18 protein-coding genes are annotated in these 18,405 nt (G+C 70.3%); 1 reads left to right on the top strand and 17 read right to left on the bottom strand.

What is annotated here, in order from left to right; all coding sequences use genetic code 11:
* Positions 1-168 precede the first annotated feature (168 nt).
* The 13 genes from metK to pyrR all read right to left on the bottom strand — a co-directional run bounded on the left by metK (position 169) and on the right by pyrR (position 14,621).
* Positions 169-1,377 (bottom strand): methionine adenosyltransferase, encoded by a 1,209-nt coding sequence (gene metK / locus J1C73_RS05615; protein WP_123468342.1) that lies wholly within the window; start codon positions 1,375-1,377, stop codon positions 169-171.
* Positions 1,378-1,620: 243 nt separating this feature from the next.
* Positions 1,621-2,823 (bottom strand): bifunctional phosphopantothenoylcysteine decarboxylase/phosphopantothenate--cysteine ligase CoaBC, encoded by a 1,203-nt coding sequence (gene coaBC, locus J1C73_RS05610; protein ID WP_207315359.1) that lies wholly within the window; start codon positions 2,821-2,823, stop codon positions 1,621-1,623.
* A 144-nt stretch (positions 2,824-2,967) separates the two neighbouring features.
* Positions 2,968-3,240, bottom strand: a complete 273-nt coding sequence (gene rpoZ, locus J1C73_RS05605; protein WP_003970369.1) for a DNA-directed RNA polymerase subunit omega — start codon at positions 3,238-3,240, stop codon at positions 2,968-2,970.
* A 90-nt stretch (positions 3,241-3,330) separates the two neighbouring features.
* Positions 3,331-3,948, bottom strand: a complete 618-nt coding sequence (gene gmk, locus J1C73_RS05600; protein WP_123468346.1) for a guanylate kinase — start codon at positions 3,946-3,948, stop codon at positions 3,331-3,333.
* 38 nt (positions 3,949-3,986) lie between these two features.
* Positions 3,987-4,310, bottom strand: coding sequence for an integration host factor (locus tag J1C73_RS05595; RefSeq protein ID WP_018524251.1), 324 nt, complete (start codon positions 4,308-4,310; stop codon positions 3,987-3,989).
* A 245-nt stretch (positions 4,311-4,555) separates the two neighbouring features.
* Positions 4,556-5,395: an orotidine-5'-phosphate decarboxylase gene (gene pyrF, locus J1C73_RS05590; protein ID WP_207315358.1), complete on the bottom strand. Its 840-nt coding sequence runs from the start codon at positions 5,393-5,395 to the stop codon at positions 4,556-4,558.
* Positions 5,392-6,501 carry a quinone-dependent dihydroorotate dehydrogenase gene (locus tag J1C73_RS05585; protein ID WP_207315357.1) on the bottom strand — a complete coding sequence of 370 codons (1,110 nt, stop codon included), beginning with the start codon at positions 6,499-6,501 and terminating at the stop codon, positions 5,392-5,394. Before J1C73_RS05585 ends, pyrF begins: the two co-directional genes overlap by 4 nt.
* A 124-nt stretch (positions 6,502-6,625) precedes the next feature.
* Positions 6,626-9,934 carry a carbamoyl-phosphate synthase large subunit gene (gene carB, locus J1C73_RS05580; RefSeq protein ID WP_207315356.1) on the bottom strand — a complete coding sequence of 1,103 codons (3,309 nt, stop codon included), beginning with the start codon at positions 9,932-9,934 and terminating at the stop codon, positions 6,626-6,628.
* Positions 9,927-11,084 carry a glutamine-hydrolyzing carbamoyl-phosphate synthase small subunit gene (gene carA / locus J1C73_RS05575; protein ID WP_123468354.1) on the bottom strand — a complete coding sequence of 386 codons (1,158 nt, stop codon included), beginning with the start codon at positions 11,082-11,084 and terminating at the stop codon, positions 9,927-9,929. The genes carB and carA overlap by 8 nt, the downstream gene beginning before the upstream one ends.
* Positions 11,081-11,668, bottom strand: a complete 588-nt coding sequence (locus tag J1C73_RS05570) for a PH-like domain-containing protein (RefSeq protein WP_207315355.1) — start codon at positions 11,666-11,668, stop codon at positions 11,081-11,083. The genes carA and J1C73_RS05570 overlap by 4 nt, the downstream gene beginning before the upstream one ends.
* Positions 11,665-12,951, bottom strand: a complete 1,287-nt coding sequence (locus J1C73_RS05565) for a dihydroorotase (RefSeq protein ID WP_123468358.1) — start codon at positions 12,949-12,951, stop codon at positions 11,665-11,667. Before J1C73_RS05565 ends, J1C73_RS05570 begins: the two co-directional genes overlap by 4 nt.
* A gap of 2 nt (positions 12,952-12,953) precedes the next feature.
* Entirely contained in the window at positions 12,954-13,949 is a 996-nt protein-coding gene (locus J1C73_RS05560; RefSeq protein WP_123468360.1) for an aspartate carbamoyltransferase catalytic subunit, read from the bottom strand.
* An 87-nt stretch (positions 13,950-14,036) separates the two neighbouring features.
* Positions 14,037-14,621: a bifunctional pyr operon transcriptional regulator/uracil phosphoribosyltransferase PyrR gene (pyrR, locus tag J1C73_RS05555; RefSeq protein ID WP_207315354.1), complete on the bottom strand. Its 585-nt coding sequence runs from the start codon at positions 14,619-14,621 to the stop codon at positions 14,037-14,039.
* 221 nt (positions 14,622-14,842) lie between these two features.
* On the opposite strand from pyrR, the gene bldD reads away from it, so the two are divergent.
* Entirely contained in the window at positions 14,843-15,343 is a 501-nt protein-coding gene (bldD, locus tag J1C73_RS05550; protein WP_014157378.1) for a transcriptional regulator BldD, read from the top strand.
* 168 nt (positions 15,344-15,511) lie between these two features.
* On the opposite strand, the gene nusB is transcribed toward bldD, so the two are convergent.
* From nusB to J1C73_RS05530, 4 genes are all read right to left on the bottom strand, one after another.
* Complete coding sequence (gene nusB, locus J1C73_RS05545) at positions 15,512-15,943, bottom strand: transcription antitermination factor NusB (protein WP_207315353.1); 432 nt, start codon at positions 15,941-15,943, stop codon at positions 15,512-15,514.
* Between the two features lie 2 nt (positions 15,944-15,945).
* The gene (gene efp / locus J1C73_RS05540; RefSeq protein ID WP_024490947.1) at positions 15,946-16,512 is read right to left on the bottom strand and encodes an elongation factor P; all 567 of its coding nucleotides are present in this window, start codon (positions 16,510-16,512) and stop codon (positions 15,946-15,948) included.
* Positions 16,513-16,562: 50 nt separating this feature from the next.
* Positions 16,563-17,669: an aminopeptidase P family protein gene (locus J1C73_RS05535; RefSeq protein WP_123468364.1), complete on the bottom strand. Its 1,107-nt coding sequence runs from the start codon at positions 17,667-17,669 to the stop codon at positions 16,563-16,565.
* 78 nt (positions 17,670-17,747) lie between these two features.
* The coding region (locus J1C73_RS05530; protein ID WP_207315352.1) for an AAA family ATPase at positions 17,748-18,405 on the bottom strand (658 nt) is incomplete at its 5' end.

The raw sequence follows: 18,405 nt of genomic DNA, 5'->3' as shown, positions 1-18,405 counted from the left end.
ATGTGGGCCTCCCGGGATCGGGCGCGGGAGAACGCCACCGCAGGGCTCCCGCGTCCGACAGCGCGCCCGTGGTTCGCGGCCGCCGCCCGGGACCGGGCGGACGGAACGTCGGAGCCCGGACGCCGATGACGGCGTCCGGGCTCCGACGAAAAGGGGCGGCCGGTGGGCCTACAGGCCCGCGGCGCTGCGCAGTGCGTCCACCCGGTCCGTGCGCTCCCACGTGAAGTCGGGCAGCTCGCGGCCGAAGTGGCCGTACGCGGCGGTCTGGGCGTAGATCGGGCGGAGCAGGTCGAGGTCGCGGATGATCGCGGCCGGGCGGAGGTCGAAGACCTCGCCGATGGCGTGCTCGATCTTCTCGGTCTCGATCGCGGCGGTGCCGAAGGTCTCGACGAAGAGGCCCACCGGCTCGGCCTTGCCGATCGCGTAGGCGACCTGCACCTCGCAACGGGCCGCGAGGCCCGCGGCGACGACGTTCTTGGCGACCCAGCGCATCGCGTACGCGGCCGAGCGGTCCACCTTCGACGGGTCCTTGCCGGAGAAGGCGCCGCCGCCGTGGCGGGCCATGCCGCCGTAGGTGTCGATGATGATCTTGCGGCCGGTCAGACCGGCGTCGCCCATCGGGCCGCCGATCTCGAAACGTCCGGTCGGGTTGACCAGCAGGCGGTAGCCCTCGGTGTCCAGCTTGATGCCGTCCTCGATCAGCTGCGCGAGCACGTGCTCCACGACGAACTCGCGGATGTCGGGCGCGAGGAGCGAGTCGAGGTCGATGTCGCTGGCGTGCTGCGAGGAGACGACGACCGTGTCGAGACGGACGGCCTTGTCACCGTCGTACTCGATGGTGACCTGGGTCTTGCCGTCGGGACGCAGGTACGGGATGGTCCCGTTCTTGCGGACCTCGGAGAGGCGGCGGGACAGCCGGTGCGCGAGGTGGATCGGCAGCGGCATCAGCTCGGGCGTCTCGTCGCAGGCGTACCCGAACATCAGGCCCTGGTCGCCGGCGCCCTGCTTGTCGAGTTCGTCCTCGTCGCCCTCGACGCGCTTCTCGTACGCGGTGTCGACGCCCTGCGCGATGTCGGGCGACTGCGCGCCGATGGACACCGAGACGCCACAGGAGGCGCCGTCGAAGCCCTTCTTGGAGGAGTCGTAGCCGATCTCCAGGATCTTGTCGCGCACCAGCTGCGCGATCGGGGCGTAGGCCTTGGTCGTGACCTCACCCGCAACATGCACCTGACCTGTGGTGATCAAGGTCTCGACGGCGACACGCGACGTCGGGTCCTCGGAGAGGAGTGCATCGAGAATGGTGTCGCTGATCTGGTCAGCGATCTTGTCGGGGTGACCCTCGGTAACGGACTCCGAGGTGAAGAGACGGCGGGACACATCGCTCCCTGGGGTTGCAGCGGCTGCTGGCTGATCATTTGGCGGACGGCCCGGGAGCTGCGCCCGGTAAGGTCCGGCATCAGTTTATCGGTCGGCTCCGGCTGCCGGACAACGTGTCTCGCCCTTTGGGAGTTCTGTGACATGAGGCACGGCCGGCCGGATACCCTCCGGCGGCCTCACAAGGCCCCGCCAAAGCCCCGTTTCCCAAGGGATCGGGCCCGCCGGTGCCAGGACACGGGAAATTCATCCAAGACGCGGCGACACGAGATCCCAGACCGTGTCGGCGAGCGCCTCCTTGGGCCCGAACGGCACCGGGGTCTCACCGCCGCCGGCCGCGAGCACCACCGCTTCGTTCTCCTCCGAGCCGAAGGTCCTGCGCTCCCCCACCTCGTTGACCACCAGGAGGTCGCAGCCCTTGCGGCGGAGCTTCTCGCGTCCGTTGGCCAGGACGTCGTCGGTCTCGGCGGCGAATCCGACGACGACCTGTTCCGGGCGGGCGCGCCGCGCGGCGACCTCGGCGAGGATGTCCGGGTTGCGGACGAGCGCGATCGGCGCGGGCTCCTGGCCGTCCTTCTTCTTGATCTTCCCCGTGGCGTACTCGGCCGGGCGGAAGTCGGCCACCGCCGCCGCCATCACCACGACGTCCGCGTCCGCCGCCGCCTTCAGCACGGCCTCGCGCAGCTGCATCGCGGTGCCGGCCCGGACGACGTCGGCCCCGGCCGGGTCGGGCAGGCCGGTGTTGGCCTCGATGAGCGTGACCCGCGCACCGCGGGCGACCGCGGTGCGGGCGAGCGCGTACCCCTGCTTCCCGGAGGAGCGGTTGCCGAGGTACCGGACCGGGTCGAGCGGTTCCCGGGTGCCGCCCGCGCTGATCACCACATGGCGGCCCACCAGGTCGGGGGCGACGACGCCGCGGGCCAGCACCCGGCGGCAGACCTCGAAGATCTCCGCCGGGTCGGGCAGCCTGCCCTTGCCGGTGTCGACACCGGTGAGCCGGCCGACGGCGGGCTCGATGACGACGGCGCCCCGGCGGCGCAGGGTGGCGACGTTCTCCTGGGTGGCCGGGTGCTCCCACATCTCGGTGTGCATGGCGGGCGCAAAAACGACCGGACAGCGCGCGGTGAGCAGCGTGTTGGTGAGCAGGTCGTCGGCCAGCCCGTGAGCGGCCCTGGCCAGCAGGTCGGCGGTGGCGGGAGCGATGACGACGAGGTCGGCGTGCTGCCCGATCCGTACGTGCGGGACCTCGTGGACGTCGTTCCAGACCTCGGTCGACACCGGGTGGCCGGAGAGCGCCGACCAGGTGGCCGCGCCCACGAAGTGGAGCGACGACTCGGTCGGCACGACCCGTACGTCGTGGCCGGACTCGGTCAGCCGCCGCAGCAGCTCGCACGCCTTGTACGCGGCGATGCCCCCGCTGACGCCCAGAACGACCTTCGGCTTCTCCACTGCGTCTCCCCGCACTCGGGTACGTACTCGGATACGTACGCACCCATGCTGCCTCACCGTCGCGGACGCCGGTCTGCCGCCCCGGACACACCACAGGCCCGGCGGTGGTGACCGCCGGGCCTGTGGTGAAGGTGCGCTTCCTGCTTACTGCGCGGGGCCCTCGATGGCCTCGGAGGTGAGCAGGCCCGCGTTGATCTCGCGGAGTGCGATCGAGAGCGGCTTCTCGTGCACGTGGGTGTCGACGAGCGGGCCGACGTACTCGAGGAGTCCCTCACCGAGCTGCGAGTAGTACGCGTTGATCTGGCGCGCGCGCTTGGCGGCGTAGATCACGAGGCTGTACTTCGAGTCGGTTGCTTCGAGGAGCTCATCAATCGGCGGGTTGATGATGCCCTCGGGCGTGGTGATGGAAGAGGACACTCTCTGCCTTCCGAAGGGGGTGAAGATCAAAGAAATCTTTGACAGTCAGGGGCTGTGTGATGCGGTCCCGTGTCGGTGCGTCCAGTGTGTTCAGTCGCTGTCGGCACGGTGGCCGGAAGCCTCCAGCATCAAGGCTAGCAGCTCACGTGCCACATCCTCGACGGAGGTATTGACAAGCGTCGTATCGAACTCGGATTCGGCAGCCAGTTCGATCTTGGCCGCGCCGAGACGACGCTCGATCACGTCGGGCGCCTCGGTGCCGCGGCCGGTGAGCCGGCGGACCAGCTCGTCCCAGCTCGGCGGCGCCAGGAAGACCAGTTGCGCGTCGGCCATCGACTGCCTGACCAGCCGGGCGCCCTGGAGATCGATCTCCAGCAGCACCGGCTCACCCGCCTCCAGCCGCTCCTGCACGGCGCGGCGCGGCGTGCCGTAGCGGTTGCCGGCGAACTCGGCCCACTCCAGCAGCTCGCCGTTGGCGATCAGCTTGTCGAACTCCTCGTTGTCAACGAAGAAGTAGTGAACACCGTTGCGTTCGCCGGGTCGGGGCTTGCGGGTCGTCGCCGACACCGAGAGCCATACCTCGGGGTGGACCTTGCGCATATGCGCGACGACCGTGCTCTTGCCGACCCCCGAGGGGCCGGAGAGCACGGTCAGCCGCGGACGTACGTCCGGGGGTACGGGGGACGTCCCCCGGGATGTTGCAGCCATGGAGCGATTATCCAGGTTCTCAGGAGTGCCTGAGAACGTCAGGCGGCGCTGCCGCCGAACTCACGCTCCAGGGATGCGATCTGGTTGGAGCCAAGACCCCGGACCCGGCGGCTCTCGGAGATGCCGAGCCGCTCCATGATCTGCTTGGCGCGGACCTTGCCCACGCCGGGCAGGGACTCGAGCAGGGCGGAGACCTTCATCTTCCCGATGACGTCGTTCTCCTGGCCCGACTTGATGACCTCGTGGAGGGAGGCGCCGGAGTGCTTGAGTCGATTCTTGACCTCGGCCCGCTCCCGGCGAGCCGCGGCGGCCTTTTCGAGCGCGGCTGCGCGCTGTTCAGGGGTAAGGGGCGGAAGAGCCACGCCTACGTCACCTCGGATGTCGATCTGTCGGATACGGACCGGTGAGGCAACTGGATCGTCCCTCACCTGGTGAGCAACGAACAACCTGTGCGCGTTGGCTCTCGACGGAGACTAGCGGCCAGGGCCGCCGGAGTCAGCGAGAACAGACGAAAAGTCCTGGTCAGCCTTTGCCGACCAGGACATTCCTGGCATAACAACCGAGTTTTTTGGTCAGGATTACGTCAACACGCTGTTACGTGGGATGGTCAGCCGTCCGAGACGGCCGCGCGGACCTCGTCCGCGAACCGCTCGGCGGCTTCGCGCAGCCCTGCCGCGTCCGGACCGTGGCGCAGCACGCCCCGGCTCACGCTGGGCAGCACATCGCGCACCGCGTCACCGAAGACCCCCGGCAGATCCGCGGGGGTCGCGCCCTGGGCGCCGATGCCGGGCGCGAGCAGCGGTCCGTTGATCGCGAGGTCCACGCCCGCGTCGCCCAGCGTGGCCCCGACCACCGCGCCGACCGAGCCGAGCGGGGTGGCCCCCTCGTTCTCGGCCGCCATGTGGTCGAGCATCAGCTGCGCCAGCGGGCGGCCGTCGGCCGCGGTGGCGCGCTGCACCTCGGCGCCCTCCGGGTTGGAGGTGAGGGCCAGCACGAAGACGCCCGAGCCGGAGATCTCGGCCGCGTCGAGCGCCGGCCGCAGCGAGCCGAAGCCGAGGTACGGCGAGACGGTGACCGCGTCGGAGAACAGCGGCGAGTCCTTGTCCAGGTAGGTGGCGGCGTAGGCACCCATGGTGGAGCCGATGTCGCCGCGTTTGGCGTCCATCAGGACCAGTGCGCCGGCCGCGCGGGCCTCCTCGACGGCCTTCTCCAGGACGGCGATGCCGCGCGAGCCGAAGCGCTCGAAGAACGCCGACTGCGGTTTGAGCACGGCGACCCGGCCGGCCAGCGCCTCCACGACCGTACGGGTGAAGCGCTCCAGGCCCGCCACGTCGTCGTTCAGCCCCCAGGAGGTCAGTAGGGAGGCGTGCGGGTCGATGCCGACGCAGAGCGGGCCACGGGTGTCCATGGCCCGGCGCAGACGTGCGCCGAAGGGTTCCTGGGTCATTGGGCGGCCTTCCTGGTCTCCGCGCCGACGGCGTCGGCGAGGGTGGCGTACGGGGAGGCGGCCAGGCGCGCCGCCAGGCCCTTGTGGATCGCCCGCGCGTAGAACGGGCCCTCGTAGATGAAGGCGCTGTAGCCCTGGACGAGCGTGGCGCCGGCGAGGATGCGCTGCCAGGCGTCCTCGGCGTTCTCGATGCCTCCGACGCCCACCAGGGTGATCCGGTCGCCCACGCGCGCGTAGAGGCGGCTCACGACCTCCAGGGAGCGTTCCTTGAGGGGTGCGCCGGACAGCCCGCCGGTCTCCCCGGTCAGTGACGGCGAGGACTTCAGGCCCAGGCTGTCGCGGGCGATGGTGGTGTTGGTGGCGATGATGCCGTCCAGACCCAGTTCGACCGCGAGGTCGGCGACCGCGTCGATGTCCTCGTCCGCGAGGTCGGGGGCGATCTTGACGAGCAGCGGGACCCGGCGGCCGGTGACGGTCCGGTCGGCGGCCTCGCGCACCGCGGACAGCAGCGGGCGCAGCGACTCGGTGGCCTGGAGGTTGCGCAGGCCCGGCGTGTTCGGCGAGGAGACGTTGACGACGAGGTAGTCGGCGTGGGCGGCGAGCCGCTCGGTGGACTTCACGTAGTCGGCTGCGGCCTCGGCCTCGGGGACGGCCTTGGTCTTGCCGATGTTGACGCCGACCGTGGTCCGGAAGACCGGCACGCGGGCGGCCAGGCGCTCGGCGACGGCGGCCGAGCCCTCGTTGTTGAAGCCCATGCGGTTGATCAGCGCGCGGTCCGCGACGAGGCGGAACAGCCGCTTCCTGGGGTTTCCGGGCTGCGCTTCGCCGGTGACCGTACCGATCTCGATGTGGTCGAAGCCGAGCATCGACATGCCGTCGATCGCGACGGCGTTCTTGTCGAAGCCGGCGGCGAGGCCGAAGGGCCCGTGCATCCGCAGGCCGAGCGCCTCGGTGCGCAGTTCCCGGTGGCGGGGGGCGAGCGCGGCGGCGACGAAGGTGCGCAGGACGGGGACGCGGGCGGCGAGGCGGATCCACCGGAACGCGGCGTGGTGGGCCTGCTCCGGGTCCATGCGCTTGAAGACCAGCTGGAAGAAGAGTTTGTACATCGGGGGTGTCCTCGGTGTTCTCGCGAAGAGGGGGACACCGTTCCCGGTGTCCCCCTGCTGGGCTGTGGGCCTTTCGTCCGGATCAGGCCGGGCTGGGGTCTGGCCCGATCCGGACGAGAGGCCTTCAGTCGCGGGCCGCGGTCAGACGTTCCGCGTGTTCCTGGAGGGAACGGACGCCCACGTCGCCGTGGTTGAGGGCGTCGATGCCCTGGACCGCCGCGGCGAGCGCCTGGACCGTGGTCAGGCACGGTACGGACCGGGCGACGGCCGCGGTACGGATCTCGTAGCCGTCGAGCCGGCCGCCGGTTCCGTACGGCGTGTTGACGATGAGGTCGACCTCGCCGTCGTGGATCAGCTGGACGATGGTCTTCTCACCGTTCGGGCCCTCGCCCTCGGACTGCTTGCGCACGACCGTGGCGTTGATGCCGTTGCGCTTGAGCACCTCGGCGGTGCCGGAGGTGGCCATCAGCTCGAAGCCGTGGGCGACCAGCTCACGGGCCGGGAAGATCATCGAGCGCTTGTCCCGGTTGGCGACCGAGATGAAGGCGCGGCCGGTGGTGGGCAGCGGGCCGTACGCGCCGGCCTGCGACTTGGCGTACGCCGTGCCGAAGACCGAGTCGATGCCCATGACCTCGCCGGTGGAGCGCATCTCCGGGCCGAGGACCGTGTCGACGCCGCGGCCGTGGATGTCGCGGAAGCGCGACCACGGCATGACGGCCTCCTTGACGGAGATCGGCGCGTCCAGCGGCAGCGTGCCGCCGTCGCCGTGCTTGGGCAGCAGGCCCTCCTCACGCAGCTGCGCGACGGTCGCGCCCAGCGAGATCCGGGCGGCGGCCTTGGCGAGCGGGACCGCGGTGGCCTTCGAGGTGAAGGGCACGGTGCGCGAAGCCCGCGGGTTGGCCTCCAGGACGTAGAGGATGTCCCCGGAGAGCGCGAACTGGATGTTGATCAGTCCGCGTACGCCGACGCCCTTGGCGATGCCCTCGGTCGAGGCGCGCAGCCGCTTGATGTCGTAGCCGCCGAGGGTGATCGGGGGCAGTGCGCAGGCGGAGTCCCCGGAGTGGATACCGGCCTCCTCGATGTGCTCCATGACGCCGCCGAGGTAGAGCTCGGTGCCGTCGTAGAGCGCGTCGACGTCGATCTCGATGGCGTCGTCGAGGAAGCGGTCGACCAGGACCGGCCGGGTGGGGCTGATCTCGGTGGACTCGGAGATGTACGAGGCGAGCCGGGTCTCGTCGTACACGATCTCCATGCCGCGGCCGCCGAGCACGTACGACGGGCGTACGAGGACGGGGTAGCCGATCTCGTCGGCGATGGCCTTGGCCCCGGCGAAGGTGGTGGCGGTGCCGTGCTTGGGGGCGGGCAGACCGGCCTCGGCCAGGACCTGGCCGAAGGCGCCGCGGTCCTCGGCGGCGTGGATCGCCTCCGGCGGGGTGCCGACGACGGGCACGCCGTTGTCCTTGAGCGCCTGGGCCAGGCCGAGCGGGGTCTGGCCGCCGAGCTGCACGATGACACCCGCGATCGGGCCCGCGAGGGACTCCGCGTGCACGATCTCCAGCACGTCCTCGAGCGTCAGCGGCTCGAAGTACAGGCGGTCGGAGGTGTCGTAGTCCGTGGAGACGGTCTCCGGGTTGCAGTTGACCATCACGGTCTCGTAGCCCGCGTCGCTCAGCGCGAAGGAGGCGTGGACGCAGGAGTAGTCGAACTCGATGCCCTGGCCGATGCGGTTGGGGCCGGAGCCGAGGATGATCACCGCGGGCTTGGTGCGGGGCGCGACCTCGCTCTCCTCGTCGTAGGAGGAGTAGAAGTACGGCGTCTTCGCGGCGAACTCGGCGGCGCAGGTGTCGACCGTCTTGTAGACCGGGCGGATACCGAGCGCGTGCCGCACCTCGCGGACGACATCCTCGCGCAGGCCGCGGATCTCGGCGATCTGAACGTCCGAGAAGCCGTGCCGCTTGGCGTCGGCCAGCAGCTCGGGGACAAGCTTGTCGGCGGCGGACAGCTCGTCGGCGATCTCCTTGATCAGGAAGAGCTGGTCGACGAACCAGGGGTCGATCTTCGTGGCGTCGAAGACCTCCTCCTGGGTGGCGCCGGCCCGGATCGCCTGCATGACGGTGTTGATCCGGCCGTCGGTCGGGCGGACCGCCTCGGCCAGCAGCTCCGCCTTGTCACCGGGCTCGCCGGTGAAGGCGAACTGCGAGCCCTTGCGCTCCAGGGAGCGCAGCGCCTTCTGCAGCGCCTCGGTGAAGTTCCGGCCGATCGCCATGGCCTCGCCCACCGACTTCATGGTGGTGGTGAGGGTGGAGTCGGCGGAGGGGAACTTCTCGAAGGCGAAACGCGGGGCCTTGACCACGACGTAGTCGAGGGTCGGCTCGAAGGAGGCCGGGGTCTTCTCGGTGATGTCGTTGGGGATCTCGTCGAGCGTGTAGCCGACGGCCAGCTTGGCGGCGATCTTGGCGATCGGGAAGCCGGTGGCCTTGGACGCCAGCGCCGACGAGCGGGAGACGCGCGGGTTCATCTCGATCACGATGACCCGGCCGTCGACCGGGTCGATGGCGAACTGGATGTTGCAGCCGCCGGTGTCGACGCCGACCTCGCGGATGATCGCGATGCCGATGTCGCGCAGCCGCTGGTACTCGCGGTCGGTGAGCGTCATCGCCGGGGCGACGGTGATCGAGTCGCCCGTGTGGACGCCCATCGGGTCGAAGTTCTCGATGGAGCAGACGACCACGACGTTGTCGTTCCGGTCGCGCATCAGCTCCAGCTCGTACTCCTTCCAGCCGAGGATGGACTCCTCCAGGAGCACCTCGGTGGTCGGGGAGAGCGTGAGGCCCTGTCCGGCGATGCGGCGCAGCTCCTCCTCGTCGTGGGCGAAGCCGGAACCGGCGCCGCCCATCGTGAAGGAGGGCCGGACGACGACCGGGTAGCCCCCGAGCGTGTCGACGCCCTTGATGATGTCGTCCATGGAATGGCAGATGACGGAGCGGGCGGACTCGCCGTAGCCGATCTTCGCCTTGACGGCCTCGACGACACCCTTGAAGAGTTCGCGGTCCTCGCCCTTGTTGATGGCCTCGACATTGGCGCCGATGAGCTCGACGCCGTACTTGTCCAGGACACCGTTCTCGTGCATGGAGATCGCGGTGTTCAGCGCGGTCTGGCCGCCCAGGGTGGGAAGCAGCGCGTCGGGGCGCTCCTTGGCGATGATCTTCTCGACGAACTCGGGGGTGATCGGCTCGACGTAGGTGGCGTCGGCGATCTCCGGGTCGGTCATGATCGTCGCCGGGTTGGAGTTCACCAGGATGACCCGCAGGCCCTCGGCCTTGAGGACGCGGCAGGCCTGGGTGCCGGAGTAGTCGAACTCGGCGGCCTGGCCGATGACGATCGGACCGGAGCCGATGACCAGGACGGACTGGATATCGGAGCGCTTAGGCACGCTGGCCCTCCATCAGGGATACGAAGCGGTCGAAGAGGTACGCGGCGTCGTGCGGGCCGGCGGCCGCTTCGGGGTGGTACTGGACACTGAAGGCCGGCCGGTCGAGGAGCTGGAGGCCCTCGACGACCTGGTCGTTCAGGCAGACGTGCGAGACCTCGGCCCGCCCGTAGGCGGTGTCGGAGACCTTGTCGAGCGGGGCGTCGACGGCGAATCCGTGGTTGTGCGCGGTGACCTCGACCTTGCCGGTCGAACGGTCCTGCACGGGCTGGTTGATGCCGCGGTGGCCGTACTTCAGCTTGTACGTGCCGAAGCCGAGCGCGCGGCCCAGGATCTGGTTGCCGAAGCAGATGCCGAAGAGCGGGGTCTTGCGCTCCAGGACGCCCTGCATGACGGAGACCGGGTGGTCGGCGGTGGAGGGGTCGCCGGGGCCGTTGGAGAAGAACACGCCGTCGGGCTTCACCGCGTACACCTGCTCCAGTGTGGCGGTGGCGGGCAGGACGTGCACCTCGATGCCGCGCTCGGCCATCCGCTGCGGGGTCATGCCCTTGATGCCGAGGTCCACCGCGGCGACGGTGAACTTCTTGGTGCCGATCGCGGGGACGACGTAGGCCTCCTTGGTGGCGACCTCGGCGGAGAGGTCGGCGCCGCTCATCTCGGGGGCCTGGCGCACCCGGGCGAGCAGCGTGCCCTCGTCGGCGAGTGCGTTGCCGGAGAAGATGCCGACGCGCATCGCACCGCGCTCGCGCAGGTGGCGGGTGAGGGCGCGGGTGTCGATGCCGCTGATCCCCACTACGCCCTGGGTCGTGAGCTCCTCGTCGAGCGAGCGCTGCGAGCGCCAGTTGGAGGGCACCCGGGCGGGGTCGCGCACGACGTAGCCGGCGACCCAGATCCGCTTCGACTCGGGGTCCTCGTCGTTCACACCGGTGTTGCCGACGTGCGGGGCGGTCATCACGACGACCTGGCGGTGGTACGAGGGGTCGGTCAGCGTCTCCTGGTAGCCGGTCATGCCGGTGGAGAACACCGCCTCTCCGAGGGTCTCCCCCACAGCCCCGTACGCGCGGCCGCGGAAGGCGCGGCCGTCCTCCAGTACGAGTACGGCGGGAGACACCCTCTCCCTCTTCGAGGCGTGCCCCGGATTGGAGATCGTCATCGTGCGGTGCCTTCCGTAGAGCTGGTGAGGTGGTTGACGGCCTCGACCCAGGCAGGGTGTTCGGCCGAGTGGTCGGAGCGGAATCCGGAGTCGATCAGCTGGTCGCCGAGCGCCCAGGTGATGATCAGCAGACCGCCCTCGGGGAGGACCTTGCCCGCGAGCGCCTTGTCGGTCCGGGCCGCGCGCAGGTCGGTGGCGGGGACGAAGAAGTCCGCCGCGCCGGGCCGTACGACGTCGAGGCCCTGCTCGGTGAGGGTGAGCTCGACACGGCTGCGGGTGCCGAGGCCGTGGGCGACGATCCGGTCGAGCCACTGCCCGGCCGTCGTCGAGGCGTGGTAGCGCCCGGTCAGGGTGAGCAGTTTCCCGCCGTCCGCGAACCCGTCCGGGCGGACCGCGAGGTCGGACAGTCCGGACTGGAGGCTGCCGCGCCACTTCCATCCCTGGCGCATCAGCCAGTAGACGAAGGCGACGAAGACGGCCAGTCCGATCACCCAGCTGATCCGGGCGGACCAGTCGGTGACCTCCGCCGACTTCTGCTCGGCGGCCAGTCGGTACAGCTGATAGTTCGGGCTGAGTGTTGTCACGCGAGCTTCCCGTCGACGACCGTGGCACGGCCCCGCAGGAAGGTGTGGGTCACTCGGCCCGGCAGCTCGCGCCCCTCGTACGGGGTGTTGCGGCTGCGGGAGGCGAAGCCCGCGGGGTCCACCGCTCCACGGTATGCCGGATCGACCAGGGTGAGGTTGGCGGGCTCGCCCTCGGCGACGGGCCGCCCGTGGCCGTCCAGCCGGCCGATGGCGGCCGGGCGCAGCGACATCCGGTCGGCGACGCCGGCCCAGTCGAGGAGTCCGGTCTCGACCATCGTCTGCTGGACCACGGAGAGCGCGGTCTCCAGGCCCACCATCCCCATGGCGGCCGCGGCCCACTCGCAGTCCTTGTCCTCGTGCGGGTGCGGGGCGTGGTCGGTGGCGACGCAGTCGATGGTGCCGTCGGCGAGGGCCTCGCGCAGGGCCAGGACGTCGGCCTCGGTGCGCAGCGGCGGGTTCACCTTGTAGACCGGGTTGTAGGACCGTACGAGCTCGTCGGTGAGGAGCAGGTGGTGCGGGGTGACCTCGGCGGTGACGTTCCAGCCCTTGGACTTGGCCCAGCGGACGATCTCGACGGAACCGGCCGTCGACAGGTGGCAGATGTGCACCCGGGAGCCGACGTGTGCGGCGAGCAGCACGTCGCGGGCGATGATCGACTCCTCGGCGACCGCGGGCCAGCCGCCGAGGCCGAGCTCCGCCGAGACGATGCCCTCGTTCATCTGGGCCCCCTCGGTGAGGCGGGGCTCCTGGGCGTGCTGGGCGACGACTCCGTCGAACGCCTTCACGTACTCCAGGGCGCGGCGCATGATCACCGCGTCGTCGACGCACTTGCCGTCGTCGGAGAAGACCTTCACTCCGGCGGCCGAATCGTGCATGGCGCCGAGTTCGGCGAGCTGCTTGCCCTCCAGGCCGACGGTGACGGCGCCGATGGGCTGCACGTCGCAGTAGCCGGACTCCCTGCCGAGCCGCCATACCTGCTCGACGACACCGGCGGTGTCGGCGACCGGGAAGGTGTTGGCCATGGCGTGCACGGCGGTGAAGCCGCCGACCGCAGCGGCCCTGGTGCCGGTCAGGACGGTCTCGGAGTCCTCCCGGCCGGGCTCGCGCAGGTGGGTGTGGAGGTCGACCAGACCGGGCAGCAGGACCTGGCCCGCCGCCTCGACGACGGTGGCGCCGGCGGCGTCGAGGCCGGTGCCGACCGCCGCGATGGTCTCGCCGTCGATCAGGACGTCCTGCGGCTCGCCGCCGAGGACCTTCGCGCCGCGGATAAGGATCTTGCTCATGGTTACTTGTTCTCCTCGGTACGGGCGGCGGGCGACGGGTGGGAAGGGGCGGCGGGTCCGGAGCCGCCCAGCAGCAGGTAGAGCACGGCCATCCGGATGGAGACCCCGTTGGCGACCTGCTCGACGACCGTGCAGCGGTCGGAGTCGGCGACCTCGGCGGTGATCTCCATGCCGCGGACCATCGGGCCGGGGTGCATGACGATGGCGTCCTCGGGCATCTTCGCCATCCGCTCGCCGTCCAGGCCGTAGCGGCGGGAGTACTCCCGCTCGGTCGGGAAGTACGCGGCGTTCATCCGCTCACGCTGCACCCGGAGCATCATCACCGCGTCCGACGCGGGCAGCACCTTGTCGAGGCTGTAGCTGACGTCGCACGGCCACTGTTCGACGCCGACCGGGACCAGGGTCGGCGGAGCGACCAGGGTGACGTGGGCGCCGAGGGTGGTCAGCAGATGGACGTTGGAGCGGGCGACCCGGCTGTGCAGGATGTCGCCGACGATCGTGATCCGGCGGCCGTCGAGGTCCTTGCCGAGTCCGGCGTCGGCCCCGACCAGCCTGCGGCGCATGGTGAACGCGTCCAGGAGGGCCTGGGTGGGGTGCTCGTGGGTGCCGTCACCGGCGTTGACGACCGCGCCGTCGATCCAGCCCGAGGTGGCCAGCCGGTAGGGAGCGCCGGAGGCGCCGTGCCGGATGACGACGGCGTCCGCGCCCATCGCCTCCAGGGTCAGGGCGGTGTCCTTGAGCGACTCCCCCTTGGAGACGGACGAGCCCTTGGCGGAGAAGTTGATGACATCGGCGGACAGCCGCTTGGCGGCTGCCTCGAAGGAGATGCGGGTCCGTGTCGAGTCTTCGAAGAAGAGGTTGACGACGGTCCGGCCGCGCAGAGTGGGGAGCTTCTTGATCGGCCGGTCCGCGACCCTGGCCATTTCCTCGGCGGTGTCGAGGATCAGGACGGCGTCGTCGCGGGTGAGGTCGGCGGCCGAGATGAGGTGGCGCTTCATCTGGGTGTTCTCCGGGTGGCTGGAGGGTTCAGGCGTGCGGGCGTGCGGAAGCCGCCGTACGGCAGGTGAGCCGTACGGGATGTGCAGCTACTGCTCGCCCGACGGGGCGGTCCGCCCGGCACCGAGCAGCACGGCGTCGCGGCCGTCCTCCTCGTCGAGCTGGACCTTGACCGTCTCCCGCAGCGACGTGGGGAGGTTCTTGCCGACGTAGTCGGCGCGGATCGGCAGTTCGCGGTGTCCGCGGTCGACGAGGACCGCGAGCTGCACCGCGCGGGGCCGGCCGATGTCGCCGAGCGCGTCGAGCGCGGCGCGGATCGTACGGCCGGAGAAGAGGACGTCGTCGACGAGGACGACCAGGCGGCCCTCGATGCCCTCGCCGGGGATCTCGGTGCGGGCCAGGGCCCGTGCCGGGTGCATCCGCAGGTCGTCGCGGTACATGGTGATGTCGAGGGAGCCGACCGGCATCTTCCGGCCGGTGATCTCTTCGAGCTTGTCGGCGAGCCGGCGGGCGAGGAACACGCCCCGGGTCGGGATGCCGAGAAGCACCACATCGTCGGCGCCCTTGGCGCGTTCGACGATCTCGTGGGCGATACGGGTCAGTACTCGGGCGATGTCGGGAGCCTCGAGAACGGGGCGTGCCGCATTGCCGGTGGCGTCGTGCTGTGCGTCCATAAGAAACGGACCTCCTTCTCCGCCTCACTGGACGGATCTTAAAGGACGTCGAAATTGCGTCATCCACGTTACCAGGGCTTGTGCAGGGCCCTGGTCGCACCCCCGGGAGGTACCGGTCCGAATCTTTCAGCTTGACGCACCCAAGTAACGCTGCGTAACCTCACAGTGAGTTACCAGCCACGCGGCGGAGCCGCGAAATGTTCCAGCGTCCCGGGAGCCTTATGTCCAGCGAATACGCAAAGCAGCTCGGGGCCAAGCTCCGTGCCATCCGCACCCAGCAGGGCCTCTCCCTCCATGGCGTCGAGGAGAAGTCCCAAGGCCGCTGGAAGGCCGTCGTGGTGGGATCGTACGAGCGCGGCGACCGTGCCGTGACCGTACAGCGCCTGGCCGAGCTGGCCGACTTCTACGGGGTCCCCGTGCAGGAGCTCCTGCCCGGCACGACGCCCGGCGGAGCTGCCGAGCCGCCGCCGAAGCTCGTCCTGGACCTGGAGCGCCTCGCCCACGTCCCGCCGGAGAAGGCCGGACCGCTGCAGCGCTACGCGGCGACGATCCAGAGCCAGCGCGGTGACTACAACGGCAAGGTGCTGTCGATCCGCCAGGACGACCTGCGCACGCTCGCGGTCATCTACGACCAGTCGCCGTCCGTGCTCACGGAACAGCTGATCAGCTGGGGCGTGCTGGACGCGGACGCGCGCCGCGCGGTCGCCCACGACGAGGGCTGAGCACCCCAGCAGAAACGTACCGCCGGAGCGGCGGGGCCCTTTCCCGGATGCCCCGCCGCTCCGGCGTTTCTGTTTTCCGGGCCCGGTCACGGCGGGCGGGCCGGAGTACGACGAAGGGCCCCCGGTCTCTCGACCGCGGGCCCTTCGTCGGCTGAGCACCGCCGGCAGCTACTGCTCCCGGCGAAGGTTCGGCTTGAGGTCCTTGAAACGGGCCAGCAGGCCGTTCACGAAGGACGGGGAGTCGTCGGTGGAGAACTCCTTGGCGATCTGGACCGCCTCGTCGATCACCACCGCGTCCGGGGTCGCGTCCACCCAGATCAGCTCGTACGCACCGAGCCGCAGGATGTTCCGGTCGACGACCGGCATCCGGTCGATCTCCCAGTCCACCGCATAGGTGATGATGAGGTCGTCGATCCGGTCCGCGTACTGCGCGTACCCCTCGACGAGCTCCATCGTGTACTCGGTGACCGGCGGCTGACGGGTGTCGGACCGCGAGTGCCGCACCCAGTCCGCGAGGACCGTCTGCACGGACTCACCGCGCTGGTCGGCCTCGAAGAGGATCTGGAAGGCGCGCTTGCGGGCCGTATTCCGGGCAGCCACGGTTAGCTGTTCACCCGGCCGAGGTAATCGCCCGAGCGGGTGTCGACCTTGATCTTCTCGCCGGTCGTGATGAAGAGCGGGACACCGATCTCGTAACCGGTCTCCAGCGTGGCGGGCTTGGTGCCACCGGTGGAACGGTCGCCCTGGACGCCCGGGTCCGTGTGCTGGATGACGAGCTCGACGGCGGCCGGCAGCTCGACGTAGAGCACCTCGCCCTCGTGCTGCGCCACGGAGGCGGTGAAGCCCTCGATCAGGAAGTTGGCGGCGTCGCCGACGGACTTGCGATCGACCATCAGCTGGTCGTAGGTGTCCATGTCCATGAAGACGAAGTACTCGCCGTCCATGTACGAGAACTGCATGTCGCGTCGGTCAATGGTGGCCGTTTCGACCTTCACACCGGCGTTGAACGTCTTGTCGACGACCTTGCCGGAGAGCACGTTCTTGAGCTTGGTGCGCACGAAGGCGGGGCCCTTGCCGGGCTTGACGTGCTGGAACTCGACGACGGACCAGAGCTGGCCTCCGTCGAGCTTGAGCACCAGGCCGTTCTTGAGGTCGTTCGTGGAAGCCACGGTTGCGGAATCTCCTGGACTGAAGCTGGTGGAACGACCGAGGATCCGCGCTAGAGCGCGAGCAGCTCCTTGGTCGTAATGGTGAGTAGCTCGGGTCCGCCGTCCGCCTCGGGGCGCACGACGAGCGTGTCATCGATCCGGACCCCGCCCCGGCCCGGGAGGTGAACCCCCGGTTCGACGGTGACCGGCACACAAGCGTCCAGTTTACCCATGGCCGCAGGTGCCAGCTGCGGGTCCTCGACGATTTCGAGCCCCACCCCGTGCCCGGTCCGGGGCGGGAGCCCCTCACCGTGGCCCGCGGAATCCAGCAGGTGGCGGGCCGCACGGTCCACGTCGCGGTAGGCGGCGCCGGGCACAAGTGCCTCTCGTCCAGCCCTCTGAGCGGCGAAAACCAGGTCGTAGAGCTCGATCTGCCAGTCGGCCGGAGCCGTTCCGATGACGAAGGTACGGCCGATCTCGCACCGGTAGCCGCGGTAGTTCGCACCCAGGCAGACGGAGAGGAAATCTCCTTCCTCCACCCTTCGGTCAGAGGGCCTGTGACGGCCCCGGCCGGAGTTGGGACCGGTGGCGACGGAGGTGGCGAAGGCGGGGCCGTCGGCGCCGTGGTCCACCAGCCGGCGCTCCAGTTCCAGCGCGAGGTGCCGTTCGGTGCGGCCGACCAGGATCGATTCGAGGAGTTCGCCGAGTGCCTGGTCGGTGATCTCGGCGGCGATCCGCAGGCAGCCGATCTCCTCCTCGTCCTTGACGATGCGCAGCTGCTCGACGGTGACCCCGAGGTCGGCCAGCCGGAGCTTGGGGGCGACCGCGCCCATGGCCCGGTGCCGGGCCACCGTCAGATCGTGCTCCTCGACGGCCAGGGACTCGGCGCCGCAGGAGGTGGCCAGATCCGCCGCGGCGACCACCGGATCGCCGCCGGTGACCGACAGCAGGTCCACCCGGAGCTGTTCGTCGGTGCGTCCGTCGGCCGGATCGCCGGTCGGTGGGCGCGGGCAGAGCAGAACGTCCTCGTCGGGACCGAGCAGCAGCACGGCGCCCGGGGGCGCTCCCCCCGCCAGATAGCGGACATTGGCGGGGCGGGAGACCAGGGCGGCCGCGGATCCGACGGCGGCGCACCGGTCGCGGAGCAGCCCGCGGCGGACGGCGTACACCTCTGACATACATCGAGCCTACGAGCGCGGGCGCGGGCCCGCCCGGTCAGCGCACCCGACCGGGGGCGGTACGGCGGGCGGTGGGCGCTACCAGGCCGGGGGGCTGGCTATGGAACGGGCGAGTATGTCGTCCAGGACGCGGGCGGTGGTCTCCACGTCGTACGTCGAGTTGTCGATGATCGGCAGCCCGGAGCCGTACCAGCCGGCCATCCGGCCGTGGATCCTGGCGACCTCCTCGTCCGAGAGGCGGCGGTTGCCGCGGCGGGCGGCGTTGCGCTCCAGGACGATCTCCAGGCCCGGCAGCAGGACGACGGGCAGCAGCCCGGGGCCGACGTGGCGCTTCCAGCCGCCGAGGCCGACCACGGGGCGGTCCGGGAAGACCGCGTCGTCGAGGATGCAGGAGATGCCGTTGGCCAGGAAGTTACGGGCGGCGAAGCCGCAGGTGCGGCGGGCCAGACGGTACTGGGCCTCCGACTGGTCGTTCCACCCCGCCTGCGGGTCGGCGAAACCGGAGCAGACCCACTCGCGGACGTCGTCGAGGCTGACGTGGGCGGTGGGGACCCGGCGTCGGCTGGCCCAGAGCTTGGCCACGGTGGTCTTTCCGGCGCCTGCCGGGCCGATCAGGAGCACGGCGAGGGTCGCGGTGCCGGTCCCGGGCTCGGCGGGCGGCGCGGGCAGCGGTACGGGCCCTCCGGGCGGCAGCTGGATGTGCCCGGTGGTCTCCCTGGAGACCGGCGCCGGCGCC

It is taken from the genome of Streptomyces laculatispora (assembly GCF_017353455.1).
GTDB classification, from domain to species: Bacteria; Actinomycetota; Actinomycetes; order Streptomycetales; family Streptomycetaceae; genus Streptomyces; species Streptomyces laculatispora.
The sequence above is the reverse complement of the archived record's forward strand: the minus strand, read 5'-3'. Positions and strand labels throughout refer to the sequence as shown.